This is a genomic window from Candidatus Fukatsuia endosymbiont of Tuberolachnus salignus (assembly GCF_964030845.1).
Classification (GTDB): Bacteria; Pseudomonadota; Gammaproteobacteria; order Enterobacterales; family Enterobacteriaceae; genus Fukatsuia; species Fukatsuia symbiotica.
Genome location: NZ_OZ034983.1, coordinates 2380926 through 2401020 on the forward strand (window position 1 = coordinate 2380926; position 20095 = coordinate 2401020).

The following is a 20095-nucleotide window of genomic DNA, read 5'->3' on the forward strand; positions in this document are numbered from 1 at the left end:
ATTTTTATTTGTGGTTTATCGTGACTGCGGTTGCTGTGCGCCAGGTGCCTTGAATTCGCATCACGAACGACGGTTTTGCAAGAAGTCTAATAAAAAGAATTTATAAAAAATGACTTAGAAAAAAATAAATGATGAATTAAAAAGGTTCTATCACATCAAGCTGTGGCGGGCTTAGCCCGATTGACCATCAAAAAGGTTTGGGGATTTTATATTGATGAGAAAGTGATTTCAGTGATAAAAGCTGAGTGCTGTCAAATTGCAGCTTCACGCTTAATGGGAAATAGAATATTCCAAGATCCCGCCACTCTACTCCTATTTTATGCAAAAAACAACGCTAACCAGAGTAATACCGACGGCGCTCGTGAATTATAATTGAGTTATATTCCAAGGTTGTTGCTATTTTTCAATTCCCAGCGACATGTAGTCGCTGGGTATGTAGTTTATTATCAATCAGGCAGCGGGATCACAGCATATTCATGCGGTTTCACTAGTCCGTTATCACCATGACTGGCACTCTCGATATAATAAGCCGCCAGCTCACTGGCGGTAATAGGGCGGGCGGCAAAGGTGAGTTGTAATCGGTGATGAGCGCTATTTTTCTGTGGATCAAAAACATCATTGATGATTAAGGTGTTATCCGCAAAAAACACCATAAGGTGTGCCCCCTTACGTGTGACAGAAACACCTTGCCGAGGGACTTGAGTATGACAGTGTACTGACCCAGAGCCACCATGAGTTATTTCTATCACTGGATAATTAAACGACGCGATATCAAAGGTAAACGGTTTATCCGCCCTTTGCTGCCCATTGGTTGTTATCCACAAACGGGGTAGGGCATCAATATTGAGATAAAAAGGCGTTTCGGTTTGATTAGCATTTAAAATAAGTAGTTCACCCAGCCGCTGGTAGATGCATTGTTGGTTATCAATAAAATCATGATCATCTGGAGAAAATATTTGCAGCAAAAATCCGTGTCGCTTGGCGCTAAAATAAGCGCATTGTTCATCTTCACTGAAACCAAGGTATTGCGCATCGCCCTCATCAGTGGGGAGAATAAACAAACCGTCAGTTTGCGGGTGATACCAACCGGATCGGTCATCTCGTAGTGGAATAGCGATAATTTCTGGGCAGTGATATTTTGCGCAAAGACCACTCAATGTACGCGCCATTTTACCCCTATTCAGTCTGTGGGGGCGATGTGGAAAAGTATAGCAGGCGTCACTAAAAGCCCGGGTTATTCCCAGCAATTTGGTGACAAATTCATGCTGTTTTTTAATCACCTCAAGCATGATCCCAGCTTGTGTGATCACCCTGAGGTGTCCACTGTCTGTTAAAGATACGCCAGTGAAACTATCACTGTCAGCGAGTGTATCCGCAGGCAGGGGTTGTAAAGCCGGTATTTCAATGCTGTCCCGCAAGCGATTGCCGTTAAAAAGCGTTACCTTGGCGTCGACAGGAATTGTCGGTAAATAACCTATTTCCAGGCTGTCATGGCTATGCTTCACCAACCAGGCCCCCTGCTGATCTGCCATCCCCAAGCACTGCCACTGTGAGTACGAGTTTGCCTGACAAATCAGCAATTTTTCGCCAATGCTATCATACCAGGTCGATAACCTGTTATTTTCATCATCGTTATCATCCACACTACGGCGACAGTTCAGCAAATCGGTGATAACCAGGATCGGTGCTATCTGAATGGCTTTTTTTTGTCTGCTCTCAACTGAAAAGGGCCTTCCCTGCTTTTCTTTCAGTTCGCGAATAGAGGTTGTTAACGACGCTAACCCTCCCTGATCATTCTCTATACAGGTTTTACCTAGACTTTGTAGTGTGAGTTGTTCATCGATGGTGAGATGATAAGCATGGCCATTTTTCATACTGATAGCAATGCCCTGATGAGCAGCGCTACTACCCACGACTTCGCGGTCTATCAAACCAAAATCAGCTAATTGGATTTCCCTCGCCGCTGAATAGCCTTGTTGTAAATAGAGTTTGTAGAACTGCTGGTGATTATCCGGTTCGGTCACACTCCAAAAATAATGATGATTATTCGGGTTGTCTCCTTTTACCGCCGCCGTTAGGGTGGTTAAATAGCGAGTATCATTGAGAACAGAGGGATCAATTTTTGCTGATATATTTCCGCTCACCCCTCCCAGGCTATCAAGTGGTGGCCATATCAATCGGTTACCGATCAATACCGTGGCGTCGCTTTGCCGGATGCCCATCTTGACAATATCGGCATGTGTCGGCATTAATGAAGAAAATTTGGCGCCAGCAGAAGAAACAGAGGTGGTTTTATTCATAAAGTGATAAAGGGCATCCAGGTTACTGCTGTTGATTAAATCGGTCACGACCCCAGTGGGAAGATCACGGATTTCCAACAGGGTCAGATGTCCTTCAGAAGAGGACGTATCAATCATGTAGAGAAAATGGATCTGTTTGCGAGCACCCTCCACAACGTAGCTATAGCGTTGCTGAAATAAAATACCCTTGGCAAAAACCTGCGTCTGGATAATATCTGATGTGGCTGCGTTGGCGCGCCTTTCCTTATTGACCGTAATCGGCAGATGCACGGCTGGCAGATACAGGTAGCGTAACTTTTTGGTTCTGATGTCTGACATCCAAAAGATTTTTTCATAGGTGGTGGGTTCAATGTTACCTTGGGCCTGCTGCAAGGCCAGCGTCAAATCGCCACGATACCAGGCACAGTGCGAGTTATGGAAAATCAGTTCAACATTGCTGCGTGTACTGCTGTTATTAAAGGGAGTATCGTCGTGGTTGGCGGTATAGAACAAAGTGGCTTGCTTTAAATGATAAAAGCAGCCGTCAATCTTTTCGGTGCCACCTCTACTATCACGGTGAATATAATTGTCGATCTGAATCTGGTTAATGGCGTGGTTATTACGCAGTTTTTGCACTCGCAGATAGTTTTGTACTGCGAGTTTCACCGCCTGGTCGTCGCTAATGTCAGTGGTTTGGTGAGTGTTATTCAGATCAGAAAAATTAACATGATAAAAAATACTCTGTTGTTGGTCTAGTTCCACCGTACCCTATGGCATGCGTACGGTAAGTTTAGTTTTCGCGCTATCTTTAAGGGTGATAGTGCTGATAAGTTGCTGGCTATGTTCACTGCTCGTGGTCGGCAGACGGCGAATAAATTTCACCACGCTGGCCTGAGTTGATACAGGGGCAGGATAAAATATCTGCTCAACCCCCTTGAGGTGGCGGGCTTCTATTATCCAGTTCACCTGATCATTAACGCAATCAATAATTATCGGAGCCTGCTGGTTATTTAACACCAACACCACCGTTGCCGCACCTTGTTCAGGGGCGAGCAGGGTATAGTGCAGGTGTTTACTGTATACCGGCTGATTAATCAGTGGGTTTACTGGCGATGTTTCGTCTACGCCTGGCGCAATCAGATGATAGTGATGGTTACCCAATACAATGTCTACATTGGTAAAGAAATAATACAATTCAAGTGCCGTGGGTACAGAAAAATAAGGCAGACCAGAAACAGGATCAGAGGCAATACTAAACGGAAATGCGGAATTTTGGCGAAAGAAAAAGTGCATTGCCTGAAATTCTCTGTGTATAGGCGCCGCATTAAAACCTAGGGTGGACTTTGGGGTAATCTTTGCCCGCGGTTGTGTGGGTAAGATCAGTGTCGTTATGCCAGTTGCGTTATCCGGTGGCGTGGCGGTGGTGTTAACCGTACGCCCCACCTCACGTAACGGATATAAATCGATATAGTTTTGGCTGGTGCCATCGACGGCATCTTTCTTTTTTATGCTCTGGCCCATTGTATCGAACACCACAGAAATAGCGTGAATATTGCGTAGATCAACTTGTGTGACCACCACCCCTTCACAGGGCTGTAGTATTCCTCGTGCTAGAGTAAAGCCGCCCTGTTCCCATCCGGCTCGCATGGCATTAAAATAACCGCCGATCACCTTTGCCTTATCTAGATTTTTCATCGCCTTTAAAATTGCAGCCTGGGAAAAATAGCCTGCCACTGCCAAGGCGATCCCAACGATAAATAGCCCAATGATCAGCAAGGTCGCGCCCAGCAAGCTAGCAATAACACCACCGACAAATAATGACAGCCCCGCCACCGAGAAAGTTAGCTGAGTTCTCGACAGGTGACGCTGTACCTGGTTTTCGGCTTTACTTAATTCAATGGCGTTGAAAGCCACATCCGCAATACTCAATACCAGGCCAACTGGCAGGGCGATTAATTGAAAAAGGCGGAAAAAATCGCCGATTCTCACACTTCTGAATACGGCCTGCAGCAAAGTCGTTGTATCGCCGGTGACATTGAAGGTGACTTGCGTCATGGCAAGGTAAGTGTGTACCTGTAACGTTTTGGCTAACAGTGTATTACCCGGCACGGTAATGCCATTGTGTAGCCAATGCTGTATCGCCATAATGGCAAACACTGCATTGGCACCGATGCTAGCGATTTCTGTTTTACCGGGATAAAGGCGCCCATTGAAAAGAGGGTAATCTTCCGTCAGTGTTTCATGTTGTTGCTGCAAAAAACGCTGCATTTCGGCAAATTGGTCGTTGTCAGTACTCAGCCATTTTTCTTGTATGCCATCATCGTGCAGATAAGGTACGACGTACTTTTTGGTTTTTTTGTCGTATTTCATTGCCAATAATAAGGGTGCCCACTTATCGGCTGGCAAGTTGTTTTCTGCCAGCAACTCACCGTTTGCACTGACCAGCGCGTCACAGAGTACGATGGGTAATGTGAAATAATTTCGAATCAAGGTGTCAGCATAGTGCTCTTGCGCTTTGTAGAGATAGCGTTCATGAGTGTATTTTTTTGCCAATTCGTTCTGGCTGACGGTAGTTTGTTCTGATCGATTGGTCAGTGCAGAGTGATAATAAAGTGGCGTGTCATCTCTACCCTTGTTTAAGTAGACCAGGTTGGCCTCAATTTTATCAATGACCCCGTTGAGTTTGTTCAGACGCTCTGCAGGACCATCCATACGTTTTATGCTTAGCTTGATGGTCGGGCTCAGATATTGCTCAATTTTGCTTAAATAAATACCTTCAATCGGTGCTGTTCCACGCATATCGCGCTCAATAATGCCAGCACTCATCGGATTACTCAAATCAAGGCAAAAGAGATCAAAATCATCATGTAAATAGCGTTCTTTCAGGCGCATAAACGCCGTTTGTGGAGAATCAAACAGTCTTTCCATCTCCGATTTTAACGCTTGTGTCCCACCTAACAGATCGATTTCAGTCAACCAATTTCTGTAATCATTATGATGTTCAGTCAGCCGTAAAATTTGCTGAAAAGCCGTCATATCATGCTCAGTACCGTTGACGATAATCCCGTGATTTACCTGGCTTTCGGTCATCCCCGCTATCAATGCCATGCTATCGGCTGCCATGAAGAGGGTACCTCTTTGCATGTTTTTTATAACGCTCTTAGCGGTTTTTCTATCCAGGTATCCATTGAGCTTGACAACCTGCTCCGTGGGAAGATCAATGACGTAATCTACGCCAAAACGGCCATCGTAAGAAGTACGCAGTATACTACTGCGCATATTGTTTCCCGCTACCAAAGTGATGCGTTTACTGATTATCCCACCCTCATTTTTTTGGATAAAAATGATTTTTCTATTACTCTCTTTGACTAACGCCCAATCAATGAGCCAGTGATGTTGAGGCGCTTGCGGGTTTACTGGTAATCCGGTCCATTTACGTCCCAATACATCGACAGAAACCACTTTTTCACGTGTGCTGATACTATTTACCGTTATTTTTTTATTGGAAAAAGCCTGATAAAGCTTTTCTATAAACGGCTCGCCTGCTTTTTCTACAACATTTGTGCTACCGGGGATCGGTTCAGTGATGTAACAAGCGACTATCGATACGCGTTCTATGATGGGGAACAGCCCTTGTGCATCCCTTCGTAACAAACGCTGGTTGACAAGCAGTTGAACGATTTGTTCGCCGCCGAGGGTTTTCATAAAAGTACCATGCGCTATCAAAATGATGCGGGTTCTATTTTTAAACGCAAAGTTTGGCGCAATATTAATTTCAACTAACCGCCCAGTTCTTGATTGGTAAAGGTAGTGCGCCGTGCGAAGACTATTTTTATTGTATAAAAAGCGCGCCATTTGATTAACACCTTCATCATCCTGCAACTGTATAATGTATTGGCTGTCGTATTGGCTGCTCTGTGGAAACACATTGTAGAAAAATTTTATCCTCGACTCCCGCGAACGTGACAAATAAGCCTCTTCTGTGGGGAAAAAAGCTTGAGTGTAAGGCTGCAAAATTTTGTGTGGTGATAGTTGTTGACGCCTGTCAGGTAGTACCACACCCGCTTGCTCTAGTAATGCGGCGTAGGCATGTTGGTAAGCCGCAATACCGACAATCTGACGACTGCTTGAAATACCACCGGTGATCATGCCTTCAGAACGATAAGAAAGTAACCATTTATCATTGAGTTGCAAACGCTTAGCTTGCAAAACTGTTCTAATTTCTTCGTTTGTAGTGCGCGGGATTGGCCGCTCAGGATTGAGTCCATCAATATTTTCCCCAATAATCACCTGGTGTATCTGCGCTAATCTGTTTAAAACTCGGTTGATAAATGGGCTGTTTTTTATCGCGATAATCGCTTTGTTATTGCCATTGGCGTAGCTACAAGCAAAATAGGGGTCTACCTTTAGTTCACCCAGTGGCATAAAAAGATCCTGATGCTGATCTAATGCCTGATTTACAATATGCTGGATAGGTTGTTTTACCCGATCATCCATCTCTTGGAGCTGATCAAGATAGCCCCCACGGCCGATGCGATTAATCATTTCTGCGCGACCGGGCATTTGTCCACGATGAACCAGTTCATCTAATACTATTTGCATCACGGCTTCTTGATTGTGCCGATCGATTTTAATCCGTGGAGAAAATAGCATTTCATTCAAACGAGGTAATATATCGGTATTGAGATAGATACCACCATGCTGCTGTAGTATGAGTAAACGACTAATATCAGTCGCAACCAGTAAATTGCCTCTTAACGCCAGTTCCTTAATATAGAGCGAATAGTTTGTCTGATCCTTCATCTGGTAGAAGTCGACAAGTTTGATATGACTAGCATAGGGTGTCGCTTTTCGCAGCTCCTTGACGCTAAGTTGAAAATTATCAGCAAGCGTTTGGCCCATTTTTTCCAATTCACCGGGTTTTGCTAAGCCATTTTCTTCCAAAAATAGGATTGCCGCTTGATCAAAACAAAATTTGCTACCAATCTGATTGGGATCATCTTGTGACATTGTGTGAACAATACTTTTATACGCTTTGTTTTGCCAATCAGTCAGCTGAGTTTGAAAAGCCCCATCGCTGATGTGTCTTGCTGTAGAAGCATGTTTAACGGCGGCTTCTTGTATACGCCCGCATAGTTCACCTGCTAGCAGAGTGGCCGAATCCATCCAGATATTTATTCTATAGTTTCGTGCATTTTGCTGCGCCCAAAGTTTGATATAGTCTCGCTGGATAGCGTCAAGCTGGATCAAGGACATGAAGTGTATTTCTTTGGGTACTGGCAGAGATAGGGTGGCGATACGTTGTTTAATCGCTTTAAACAGCCTACTTTGGTGAAAAGGATAATAATCACATTTATCAAGCCAGTAGAGTATGCGGGTTAAGGATTTCATTTCGGATTGGCGGCTAAGCAGTTGAGCTCTGAGTTTATGCCTCATCATCGGCGTATTCGTAGGACTCCCTAGCATTTCTTGTTCCTGCAAGGCAAGTGCCTTACTGTCCTCGACATAGGCTCTCAGGGCTGCAACCGATTCCTCTTCACTCTGTTTTGTTAACAGAATGAGATTTTGTGTGAAAAAAGTGTCAATTATTTCTGCCAGTTCTGAATAAGTCACGTTATTTACCTTCCATGGTTGTTTTTTATAGGGATATTTATCACATCATCACATGACTATGTCAATCAATACTGAGCACAAATAACTCAGCCACACATAATGGAAATTAAGTGAATCACGGACTACACTCGAATTGGGTCTGAATATTTGTGTCCATCGATAATGGAAGGGTTTACGTAAAAAAACGTTATTTCGTATTGGATTGTTTAGCTAGCAGGGCAGATCGATCCCTGTTAGGGATAAGTGATGATGTCTTAATTCGTAGGAGATAGGATATGAATAGTGTGATGGCCGTGCCTGTTCTGAATACTAACAATGTTCAGATTGTTTCTGAGAAGATCGCCGTTGTGCGAAAAAATGCCGTTACTTCTGAAAAGATCGAGATCCTTGGCTCAGCATCGCATGAGCTCCCTCTATCGTTGGCACTGTCTTACCCTAGGCCGCCTACTCCGTCACCTGACCAACTGGACAAGGCGGGTGGATTTTACAATGGTATCGCCCAATTAGCAGAGTCAATGTCATTATTTTCACCTAATCGTCATTCTGTGCTGTCTGCTGCGAAACCTGTCAAATTCATTCCTGTTGTCCCTTTTGGGGTACTGACCGGGTTAGCTGTGATAACTGCCAGATTTTTCTAAGAACCTGTTCGAAATCTTTTGTGCTCGCCGTGTTTTGGTCAAGTCATTCGTCAAAAACGTACTCAAAATGCTCATTGATTCTATGTATAAACTGCGCTTTTTCGCGCAGTTTTTCCTCGTCTGAGCGTCACTCAAGAAGATTTGGAACAGGTTCTAAACAGGTGATTTTTCGTAAAGGCATTGATCCCTCCGGTTTAAGGTAACGACGATATCACCGTTTACCTTCTTTCCCAAGAGTGCTCTGGCACCCTGAATTCGCAGCACTCGCAAGGGTCTTGCAACAAATCTAATGAATCAATTGACGCAATCACATAAATCCCTTACCTTGTAGTAAGGAATAATATTGGAGAATAGACATGGCTACAGCAACGTTGACGTCAAAAGGACAGATCACTATTCCTATCCAGATAAGGACGTCACTGGGAATTACTGTGGGTGATCGCATTGAGTTTATAGCGGAAGAAAGTGGAAAAGTGACTATTATGGCAGCGACGCATTCCGTCAAAGATTTGAAAGGACTGGTTCATCGACCAGATAGGCCAGTGAGCATCGAAGATATGGATCGTGCCATCGGAATCAACGCCTCGGCGGCACGATGATTGGCTTGGATACTAATGTATTGGTACGTTATGTAACGCAAGATGATCCCATACAGTCACCGAAGGCAACTGAGTTAATTGAATCGCTTTCAGCTGAGAAGCCGGGGTTCATCACGATGGTGTCAGTCGTTGAACTTGTATGGGTACTGCGAAGTTGCTACCACTTAGAAAAAGAAAAAATTGTGCATGTTCTCAAAATACTGTTGCGAACGAGAGAATTAATACTGGAGCGTGCCGAAATCGTTTGGCAAGCGCTGCGTCTATTTTCCCGTTCGAAAGCAGATTTTGCCGACTGTTTAATTGAGCGATGCGCTCATGCCGCTGAGTGCGAATATACGCTTACCTTCGACAGTAAAGCGGCAGAAACCGTTGGAATGTGTCAAATTCTTTAATAGGCTTCTTGAAAAATGCAAAACCGTTGTTCGTCATGTGAAGTCAAGGCGCACGGCACACATCAACCGGTGATGCGTAGTCGATCACCGGTTGATCACAAAGCTGCCATACCCAAACGAAGTTCAGCCAGGCTGATCAGTTTATGGCACGCTGGCTATAGACGGCGTTAAGCGATGATGGCTCAGAGAAGAATTCAATAAAGTGGGTGTAAATGACGTCTCTATTGGATTGCCGGATAACGCTCCCATCGCTTGAATCAGCCTTTGATAGCCATTACTTTCATTAAAAGTAGGTTTTGTACGTTGTGTGATATCCTCGCGGCTCAGTCGTGTTTCTCCTACCTTGATCAGGTGGATACCATGGGATGGAGATAAGAAGTGATTTTTTACCCGAATACTGTTTTCTCTATCGGACAGCTGTATCAGCAGGTCATTGCCTTCCTGGGTAAACTGCAAATCTTGTGGTGTAATATCTGCGATAAACTTCACCGTATTGTCGCCGTGACTGTCCTCGATAACATCATGGCCATCACCCCGTCGAAAAGTATAGGTATCGTTTCCTTGCCCACCCAGCAGCCAATCATCTCCCTTGCCACCCAAGAGATAATCGTTTCCTTCACCGGCATCGAGCCAATTATTACCCTCACCACCAATGAGTTCGTCTTGTCGCGGGCCACCGCGTAACCAAGTATTGGTTTTTCCTGTATCGATAACTTTATTTTTATCCGTGCCGCCAGCAATGTAGTGGTTTCCTGTTCGGCTAAGCAGTGGTGTGCCAATAACGGGAGACGGTGATCCTGTGTGTAGCGCAGTATTGTAATAGTGGTCAGCGATTGCCTGCATCAGAGTTGCGATACTGTAAGAAGTTCCCGTAACCTCCACTGTCGCCAGTTGAGTTCCCTGGGGTCTGAAGTGATTTTTTAGTTTTATCAGACCGGGTTGCCTTCCCTCTCTCCCCGCAATAACGATATTAAGATGCTCCGCTTTCTTATATAACCAAAGATCAGCCAGTGCGATCCCCTCCAAACGTAACAGGTTTCTCCCCTCGCTATCTTCTATCTCATCTTCGCCATCACCCAAACGATAGAGGTAGGTGTCGTTACCGATACCACCGAACAGACCGTCATTGCCTGTACTGCCATCGAGTATATCGTCACCCGTACCGCCCAATAAGATGTCGTTGCCGGCGCCACCATACAGGCGATCATGTCCAACACCGCCGTCAAGCAGATCGTCTCCAGCCTCCCCTTCCAACCTGTCGTTACCGATACCGCCGAACAGGCGATCGTTTCCTTCTCCCCCATACAGATAGTCATTACCCACTTCGCCAAACAGACTATCATTGCCGCTTAATCCATATAAATGGTCGTCTCCTGCTCCGCCTTCCTGCCAATTGTTTTGCTCATCGCCTCTCATGTCATTATTGGTTGCGTCTCCAACAATGCGTACTGTCGTCGCTAGCAGCTCACTGACGTGATAATCCTGCTGCTCTAGCCTGATGATTTCTAGCTGATGGTCGGTAGAAAGGAAGTGATTTTTCACCGTAATGATGTTTATTGCATCATTTTTATCGCCTGCCTTCGGGACAATAACAATTTGTAAATCGTTGTGTACTCTACGCAAGAGGATCTGCTGGCGGGTGATCCCAGGCAGCAGCACCAGTGTATCGATGCCTTTGATATCTTCGATCTCATCATCACCGTCGCCGGATTGATACAGGTAAAGATCGCTTCCTGTCCCTCCCGCCAAATGGTCGTTACCTTTATTGCCCTGCAATATATCGTCGTCAGCCCCACCATCCAGTCTATCATTATCACTGCCACCATAGAGCTTGTCATTACCCTCGCCACCATAAAAGGTTTTCTTACCTTCAAAGAGTGCTGGAGCCTGTGGATTTTGTTTGGGATCCCACATCGGATTGCCATTGGCATAGGGAATGACCCGTATTTCATCATCTCCTGCGCTTCCATGGATCGTGCGATTGCCTCGACTTTTGTCGATAATGATGTCGTTACCCCCTAGCGCGTCAAAGGTGTTATTGGGCAGTGTCACCGCCCCCGATAACTCGATAGTATCGCTGCCCTGTGTCGCTTGGATCTCTGACTTTTTTTGCCCAAGATAGGCCTGGCCGTGTTCGTCGATGTCCAAGGCATAATCATTACCATAACGGTCAACCACCACCAAATGCCGATAGCGGGGAGCCGTAAAAAAGAGTTTGATCTTGATTTCAAGGACACCGATACGCTGATCGGGCGTGTTGGCACACAAGATGAGATCATCCTCTTCCCTGCGGAGCCGATTGAATTGATCAATAGAGACGGAGTGTAAGACGATGACATCGGGCGAAAGTGCTGCCTGATCACTGAGGTCGTGCGTGCTCCTGCTAGGGTAACGGGCATCATCGTTATTGATTGTCACCACACGGTGGTTTTTTGCATGATGGGCAATATTATAGATATCTGTGCCCGTCCCCCCTGTTAGCTTGTCGTCACCGTATAAACTGTTGAGGACATTGTTATGTTGATCACCTCTTATGTCATCACTGTGCTCAGTATCCTGCAGACGCAATTGTAGAAAAGGAGGGAGTACCCTTTCTGTGCCATTAACGGTGACGGTGCCTTGGCCGTTAATCTGTTTTAGTTGTATCTGTTCCCCCGCTTCTAATGGCCGACGGAAGAAATCCCGATGGCTTTCGTCCAATTGCGCCACGTATTCCACGGCAATCACAGGCAATCGCCAGTGACCGTCCGCGGGACGCTTGATCACTTTTGGCCATCCCCGATTCTGTTCGCCCTGTGGATCGTAGAGCACAAAGCCGTCATCAGTGCGTAAATTATAGTTAGTTAACAGCTCAAGTTGCAGACCATCAGTGGAAAGTTGATACGCATCCTGTAACAGTAAGGTTGTGTGGCTGCCGTTTTTATTGGTCAACACAAATTGTATTTGATAGCGTCCCTGATCTTGTTCTACTAAAAGGATTGACTCGATGGCATTGACAGAGAATTCTAGTTTTACCACGCTGTATTCTTGGTTTACTTGAGAATTTTTATTAGCATCGTCATCACGTACATAAACTGTGGCATCAATAGCATGTAAATGTTGCTGAATAATATAGGTGTCTATGCCTATGCCGCCTTCTGCTCTGCCATTGGCCAATGCCAAGATATCATTGCCGGCTAGCCCGAGTAATATATCGTGCCCGCCACCTTGTCCACTCAGGTAGTTGGCTTGGTTATTGCCGGTGAAATAATCATTGGATTGAACGTGCCCGATTGCATTCTCAATGTTATGCAGCCGAGCGACACGCTGTTGACGACCAGGGTCGAGGCGGATTTGTCCCCCTTCAATACGGCCACTGACCTCGTTTGCCAGCGAGTTGAGGGTTCCCTCCATAAGATTAACCTGATAACCCCAACCATTGACCGGTTTCCCGGAAAGAATAACCATGTCGCCATCATCTGTTGGCGTATCTTCACCGCCATTCAAGGTACTGATAGCACCGTCGAGAGTATGAGCGCTTAAATAAAAGCGGTCAGCCTGTTGGCCACCGATATAGCGTCCATTCGGCTGTGTCTTAAAGTGATTAGGGCGGTTTTTATATCCCCGCACATCGTCTTTGCCTCCTCGGAGATCCCATACCACCGCGGCATCAGCGCGATGGGAAGCGGACGACCGCGCCACCATACTAACGGTGTTTAAACCAGAGGGTTGATATTGACGTAAAAGCGTCTCTGACAGCGCGTGATATTTTTGTCTATAAAGTGTGTCATGCACCTCTTGGCGAATTTTTTCGAGTGCCTTTTGGTGCAGATTAGCGTAGTGCTCAGCGCGGACAGTGCGGTAAGTTGCTTGTATTTGTGCGCTTTCTGGTCGTTTTCTATATCCATTAATTGCATCACGATGGGCTTTACGGCGATTTTCTTCCTGGTGATAGGCCGTTATTCGCGCTCGTTCCTCATCACCGTGTGTCGGATTGTCACAATGATCCTGATGCGAGAGACATTCTTCAACCTGTGCCTGGTACCAGAGATCCACGGATCTCTCCGTCTTAGCGGCATAATGATTGTTGTAGAAGCGAGTCGTGGCTGCTGCCATTGACTCAGACTCAAATTCTAAACTGGCATAGACCTTAGCATAAAGCTCAGTCTCGATTTCAGCATCGATTTCCTGCAGTTTCAGCGCCTTGGTATACGCCACATAATGATGAGTTTGTGCGTATTCTGCAGCTTGATGGTGAATAGCATCGAGTCTACGTTGGTAGTCATGCTCCCAGCGCACGGCATCAAAAATGTCATCGACGTCCTGCAGTGCCATGGGCTGAAAATAGTATTTATCGCTTTTTTCAACCTCAAACGACACCAAAGTTGTGTCATATTGACGCTCAAAATTGGCCTTAGCCCGCACCATCTCTTCTTGTGTCCCTATTTTCACGGTATTGAAAAGATCGATCGGAAGCATGCCAGAAACGGCCGTTGTGCGTATTGGCCTCATTGTGTGTATCGGCGTGATTTTCAATTTGAAATAATGATGCTCGCTATAATCAAAACGACCTCGACTGTAAAAATAGAACGCACTCTCTGGATCATCGAGCAGAGTATGGTAAGCCCGTTGCTGTAACCATCCGTCAAAATTGAATCGGTCTGTTGGACGTTGCACCGCCTCGGCATAACGCCTTTGTACATCAGCAGTAAACTCTTGCCACCAAAAATTACGCCATCCGTTGGCCCATTTCTCTTCTGTACTCAGTGTGATCTTCTCTTCTAAGCGTTGAATGGCACTGACGGCAGAATGAATTTTCCCTAGCGCCAGCAGTGCGGCACCGAGCACGATACCCACTGGCCCGGCTGCTGCGGCAATGGCGGCGCCCCCGAATAAAAAAGCCGCGGTGACAGTCAGATTGACCACCGCACCCGCCACTGCTAGCCCGCCTTCAATATAAAGCTCTCTTCTACGAGCCGGATCCTTCTCTTTGCTGGCCTGGGTGAACGCCTCTATTGCTGTATGAACATCAAACACCAAGCCACCAGCACTTAAGGCCGCACCTCCCCATTTGATCAGCCCGAGTTTCAGGCCATTTACCGCTATCCCCTTTACCGGCTGTTGGGCAAGCGATCCCGCAACACGACTGAGAAAGGTTTGCAGTGGATCGGCTAGTCCATTGTAGCCAAAACTTGCCCACGCCCAATCTCGCTGGTATTCCAGATCGCGCCTTTCTGTCGGTGTCAAGGTATCACTGGCTAAGGTTTCATGTAGCGCCGATAGACCCATGAAGCCATCGACGTAACCAAAAATTTGTGATGCGTAGGACAAGCGATTAATGCCAATATTGAAACGCATCCAGCCAGTGCGCGCTTGATGGTGTAATGCGGGTATCAATTGCGTATCAGCCGGGGCTTGTGGGTCGCGACTGAATTGCAAATGGCGGCCGATCATCTTCAGTAAACGCTGTGCCTCGACAGGCAAACACGAGTCCCGGTTGAGGGTCAATAGCTCATGATGGACGCCGCTTTCAATACGTTTTCGTAAGCGTTTTAGTAGGCTCAGTACGGTTTTCGCTACTTTGGCATTGGGTGAAAGATTAGCGAAGAAACGTAGCCAAGTACGTGAAGTAAATTTTAATTTGGCAAACAGTTGCCAATCATTAAGGTGCTCAGATGATAGGGGCTGCCCTTGTAAGGTCGCGCCCATCTGGTTGAGCACAGCGATATCGGTGACGGTTAACGGATTTTGCACCACAGACACATAGCGATGTTGCTTGTGATCAAAGGTCAAACTGACTCTAGCATGACGTGCACTCAGCTCTGCCTTACCACCGGACACCAAGTGCCGGTGCCCGATACCCCGCTCAGCCTCCGCTCTGCTGATTTTGATTTCATCTGAATAACCGACGATTTCGGTGGGGACCATGCCGCGTTTAGACAATTCGGGTGCCAGGTCAAACAAAAAGCCGCTTTCATGGTCATCATTGACCAGTGCACAGCTGGTCAGAACCAGTTTACTGACCGCTTGTTCGACGGCATATTGTGTTGCTAGTGTGCTACAGAGCTGTTTGGCGACTTCAGCCAATTCCGCCGCATTGTATCCGGCGAGTGTACGGTTATTGTGTGCATCTTCTTTACCCCCTCGCCCATGACCGACGAAAAACAGATCCAGCTCACCCAGTAAGCTCTGTGGGTCACGGTAGACTAAACGCAGCTTTCCCTGTACATCCCGCTGAAAAATTACCGTTTGTTTAGGATATTTACTGGCCAGATCGCCAGCGGCTCTCAGGCTCTCGGCATCATTTTCCAATTGGATGATAACGCGACTTTTACGCGGCTCCTCACCGCGAGCATCCGCGTTTTCTTGCTGCACCACAGGCCTCGTCCAGCGATCGACCTCATCACGTTGCGGTGAGCCAAGAGCGCGAAGACCCACGCTTGCATCTTCTACCGGGTTTACAGGTGCATCTGCAGTGATATCGTTAAATAAGGGACTAAGCTGCTTTTGAATTTGTTCAGTGACACTCGGGAGCACCTGGGAACCCCGGCTAGCGAGTGGCTGCTTCCATAATGACAAGGTACTACCGTCTGCAAAATGGTAAATGGCTTTACCATAGACGACTCTTTCATTGCGGCCCTTAATAAGAATATTACGTTGCAGAAACGCGCTTTGACCTTCCTGAGGGGGCGGTATTTGTAACTGCACGTGCACAAATGGGTTTTCTCCTTTTTCAATTAATGTCACTTTAGCCGCGATAACATCGCCATTTTCCTGTGTTAAATTAAATTCCTCTCCGTATGTCACTGAAGAAACGCGAGTATTCCTTTCTTTGGTCACTGCACTGGCGGTGAGTAATAACTGAGGAAAATGTGATGTACTGTTAATAACCTCTGCCAATGAGGGGAGATATTTAAATGGGTATATTATCCGGGTCGCGCGAAATTGTTGGAGAGCGGCGCCTTGAGGAGTAGAAGGGTTTAACGGCGTATGAGCATGTTGGGAATAATCAGGAAACTCCAGGTCTAGATTATCAACGCCTGATATTTTCAATACAAAGCGGTTTCTTAGGTCATTATTATCAACTACGGATGTTTCCGATAAAAAATCGTATCTGCTCTCCATGGGGGGTAGATCTTGATAGGCTACCTCTGCGAAGAGCGTTTTACCGGTTGCTGTCTGCACCGTGACTTTTTGACCGATGTCTTGCTCCACCACCTGCCTATTTAAACTCAAAATAGGGCCAAAATCGGTGTCGATGCGTACAACACTGAGAGGTTCAATATTTGGCTTGAGTAAGGGTATAAAGGTGTTTTTAATTATCTCAGTGACCTGTTGAGCAATGAATTCTTTTAACTGTCCATCTCTATATTGGCTATTATCAAAAATTTTCTGCTCTACAATCGTATCCAATGCCCTTTCTGTATTTGTTGTTAATCTAGGTAAAATAACCTCACGAATAACCCTATCAATTTCGGTTATCAGTTGCTCTGACTTTCCTTCGGGAAACTTTTGTGAATACACGAAGGTTTTTAACGATAACGCACCTAGATAAAAGGGTAGCAGGGTTGTTAATTTCCTTATTGCCGCCGCGGCACTGAAAGAAGGGAGAAAAAAATTGTCGATGGTTGCTTGTAAAGCCTTTCTAAGCTCTACACGATAAGCCGGCTGTAACAGTTCATCCAAGGGTAAAGTTTGGGTGATCCTTGCTGTCAAGGCGCCGTTTAGTACTGGAGAGGGGAAAATGGGACTTCCTTGCTCAGTGACGGCAGGTTGACCCGGTTTTATTTGAATTATGCCATTTTCATCGGCTATACGGATAGGTACTGTACTTCCGTCCGCTTTCGGCAAGGTAAATATTCGACCAATGTCTTCTGTAGCGAGAGGCCGATTCATCACCCAACGATCATTACCCGGTGCTTGTATTGGAAAGAGAGGCTGCAGAGGTTCATTCAAGGTGTAGGCCAATAATTTTGTAATAATGGCCGTGTGTGTATCGCCATATATCATAATATGGTTAGGGTCAAAGAGATACTCGTTCAGTGTGCGCTCTATGACCTGATTATTTAACCTGGGTAAAATGATCCTGTTAAGTACCCTGGTTAGCCAACCGTGTAGCTTCAGCTTTTGCTCTGGTGACGATAATATTTCCACTAAAGGTGCTAACTGTGCTAGCGCCGACGCTGTTGAATTAGGCGGCAACAAGCCGCGGATCATGTTAAGAACTAGCTTCAGATCATTAGCATAAGCAGTCGGCTGATTTATTTTTGACACGACAACAGACTTAAGCTTTGTACGATAATTGGCTATCGCAACGTCAAACTCCCCTTGTAACTGGCTGGCTATATCCCCCGTGTCTTGTGGTGGTGTTAACCATTCACGTGCTGGCGAACCGTCCATAAAGGTGTAAATCGCCTGCCCATAGCTCTTTTTACCATTGATAAAAAGGGGAATATTATCTTGTAGTACCCCTTGCTGTTCTAAAGAGGCTCTGGATGTGGTTTTCGGTATTCTCAGCTCGACGAAGGGATTATCCCCTTCGCCAATGGAGATGACTGTTGCCATTGTACCATTTAAAAGTTTCCACTTACTGTAGGCCTCGGATAGGGGGCTTCTTTCCATTGCCCGCTCTATCTTTGTTTCCTCTTCTGTGTTCGCACTTCTACGCCGAATTTGATAGTTCTCCAGAGGCGACTTAACCTGAAAAAAATTTAACTGACCCGTGATGCCAGACAGCTCTAAATGGAAGTACCCACCACGAAGTTGAGGTAATAGACCGACTGCCGTTGTACTCGGCGGATTAAAATGTACTCGAGCAAATGCCGTTGTCCCTCCGGCTAGCGAAACCTTAACCATACTGCCCACATCTGCCAGGCTAAGTGCCCTACTCATGATCAAATCATCGCCTTTACGTTCTATGCTAAGGGGGATAACCGGCTGCGCTAGAGCGGCAGTGAGTAAGATATCCATCGATGCCCTCGCTTGTTCCGCTATAAATTGATCGAGGTTTCTAAAGACATGTTTTTCCTTGCGGATAGTGTCCGCCACTGTCTTTTTCAGTAATTCATCGCTGATCCTAGGGAGTAAAATACGACAGATTTTTTCTGTGCTCTCTATGGGAGGGATTTTTTGTAACGCATATCGCCGTGGATCACCGAGTGGCAATAGCATCGCTAAATGGGAAAAATTGACGTACTGGAGATACTCCCCAATTTTAGCGATGATTTTAGGCTGCAAGGTATCAATCACTGTATCCATCAGTGTTAAATGGCGTGAGATTTCTCTTTTTAACGATCTCTCGGTATGGACAGGAAGCCTATGGTGCTTAAAGGAGAGTTTTGATTGATCAGGGAACAGATAAGAAATGCGACCGTACTTTTCCTCGCCATGCTGTAAAACTGGAATATTACGTTGTAGTACCGCTTCATCTACATCGGATCTGGAGACAGCTACCCTCAGTTTCACCTGTGGATCATCCTCTTCGCCAATGAAGATCACTTCTGCGACAGTGCCGTCTCTGAGAGTGACGGTGTCACCGACTTCTTCTACTGACGCTTTTTTTTCACTGTTTTTAATCATGACGTCATACTGAATATCATCCCCAAAAGGGGAACGGATGTGCTGTAAATGAAGGACGTCGGTAGCAGGGAGGCCAAATATTTCTAATGTAAATTGCCGATCGGTATCATCAAAACCGACCTGAGCAAAGACGTGTTCGCCATTTATCGTTGGAATTTTAACCATGCCGCCAACGTCTTCTCTACTAAAATAGCGATTTGCTTTCCAGGTTGTCCCTTCTCGTTCTATTACCAGGGAAACGAGAGGCTTATTCAGTAATCTGCCGAAGGCCCTTCTTATGATCTCAGGTGCCTGAGTGCTTATCGATGCTTCATCAGCACCATCCTGGTTAATTTGTTGTGCCATCTCTAAAAAAAAAGGGTCACTTAATCTCGGTAACAGAATGAACCTAATCACCTCGTCAAGCTTGGCACGTATTTTCACTTCATTCTCTGGAGAGATCCTCAGATCGGTTTGCCAGGGAATAGGGGGCTGCCAGGGAATGGGAATAGCATCAAGACCCAATACAGGCTGTGCCTGCTGAGGCGGCTGAGGAAATAACGGCGTAAGAAGGTTGACTTCTGGGCTATCGAGTAGTAGGGCGGTGATAATTTCAGTGATGGAGCCGAGTGAGTGTGATTGTTGTAAAATACCGGTAAAAATAGTAATAATATTTTGTTCAATGGGGGTTCTTATCCTGCTCGGGCCTGCGATTGCAGCCGCAGTTGAGTCTGTTTCATTTGCATCTACTTTTCTTCTTTTTGCTGGAGGAACTACTGAATTTTCTACCATGATCTATTTATAAATGCATTCCCTTTGCGAATAGACTTCCGCACTCTTTCCGCATTTATCCTTAAATTTGAAAGTTATTTTTAATGCCGGAGTAATATAATATCTGCGTTACGGGGAGCTAGCAATCCTCATGTACTCGCATAGACACCACGGTTTCTGCCCGCAAAGCGCCTTGGCTCCGCATAACGAACGACGGTTTTGCAAGAAGTCTATTTAATGAAAATAATAAATTTTAATAAATAATC

The 20095-nt window shown here is 45.8% G+C and carries 6 protein-coding genes; 3 read left to right on the top strand and 3 right to left on the bottom strand.

What is annotated here, in order from left to right; genetic code table 11:
• Window positions 1-446: 446 nt before the first annotated feature.
• Together AAHH42_RS11560 and AAHH42_RS11565 are read right to left on the bottom strand one after the other, a co-directional pair.
• Window positions 447-3041 (bottom strand): hypothetical protein, encoded by a 2595-nt coding sequence (locus tag AAHH42_RS11560; RefSeq protein WP_342221177.1) that lies wholly within the window; start codon window positions 3039-3041, stop codon window positions 447-449.
• Between the two features lie 6 nt (window positions 3042-3047).
• Window positions 3048-7892 (bottom strand): TcdA/TcdB catalytic glycosyltransferase domain-containing protein, encoded by a 4845-nt coding sequence (locus tag AAHH42_RS11565; protein ID WP_342221178.1) that lies wholly within the window; start codon window positions 7890-7892, stop codon window positions 3048-3050.
• Window positions 7893-8167: 275 nt separating this feature from the next.
• On the opposite strand from AAHH42_RS11565, the gene AAHH42_RS11570 reads away from it, so the two are divergent.
• The 3 genes from AAHH42_RS11570 to AAHH42_RS11580 all read left to right on the top strand — a co-directional run bounded on the left by AAHH42_RS11570 (window position 8168) and on the right by AAHH42_RS11580 (window position 9521).
• Window positions 8168-8530, top strand: a complete 363-nt coding sequence (locus AAHH42_RS11570; protein ID WP_119797499.1) for a hypothetical protein — start codon at window positions 8168-8170, stop codon at window positions 8528-8530.
• Between the two features lie 356 nt (window positions 8531-8886).
• Window positions 8887-9129, top strand: coding sequence for an AbrB/MazE/SpoVT family DNA-binding domain-containing protein (locus AAHH42_RS11575; RefSeq protein WP_119797500.1), 243 nt, complete (start codon window positions 8887-8889; stop codon window positions 9127-9129).
• A complete protein-coding gene (locus AAHH42_RS11580) occupies window positions 9126-9521 on the top strand; it encodes a PIN domain-containing protein (protein WP_119797501.1) in 396 nt (131 codons plus the stop codon). The genes AAHH42_RS11575 and AAHH42_RS11580 overlap by 4 nt, the downstream gene beginning before the upstream one ends.
• Before the next feature lie 141 nt (window positions 9522-9662).
• On the opposite strand, the gene AAHH42_RS11585 is transcribed toward AAHH42_RS11580, so the two are convergent.
• Window positions 9663-19850 (bottom strand): C80 family cysteine peptidase, encoded by a 10188-nt coding sequence (locus AAHH42_RS11585; protein ID WP_342221179.1) that lies wholly within the window; start codon window positions 19848-19850, stop codon window positions 9663-9665.
• Between the last annotated feature and the right edge of the window lie 245 nt (window positions 19851-20095).

What these genes read in the sequence shown, in the direction of transcription:
- AAHH42_RS11570 (WP_119797499.1), top strand. Translation starts at nt 8,168, where the DNA reads ATGAATAGTGTGATGGCCGTGCCTGTTCTGAATACTAACAATGTTCAG.
- AAHH42_RS11575 (WP_119797500.1), top strand. Translation starts at nt 8,887, where the DNA reads ATGGCTACAGCAACGTTGACGTCAAAAGGACAGATCACTATTCCTATC.
- AAHH42_RS11580 (WP_119797501.1), top strand. Translation starts at nt 9,126, where the DNA reads ATGATTGGCTTGGATACTAATGTATTGGTACGTTATGTAACGCAAGAT.
- AAHH42_RS11585 (WP_342221179.1), bottom strand. Translation starts at nt 19,850, where the DNA reads ATGGTAGAAAATTCAGTAGTTCCTCCAGCAAAAAGAAGAAAAGTAGAT.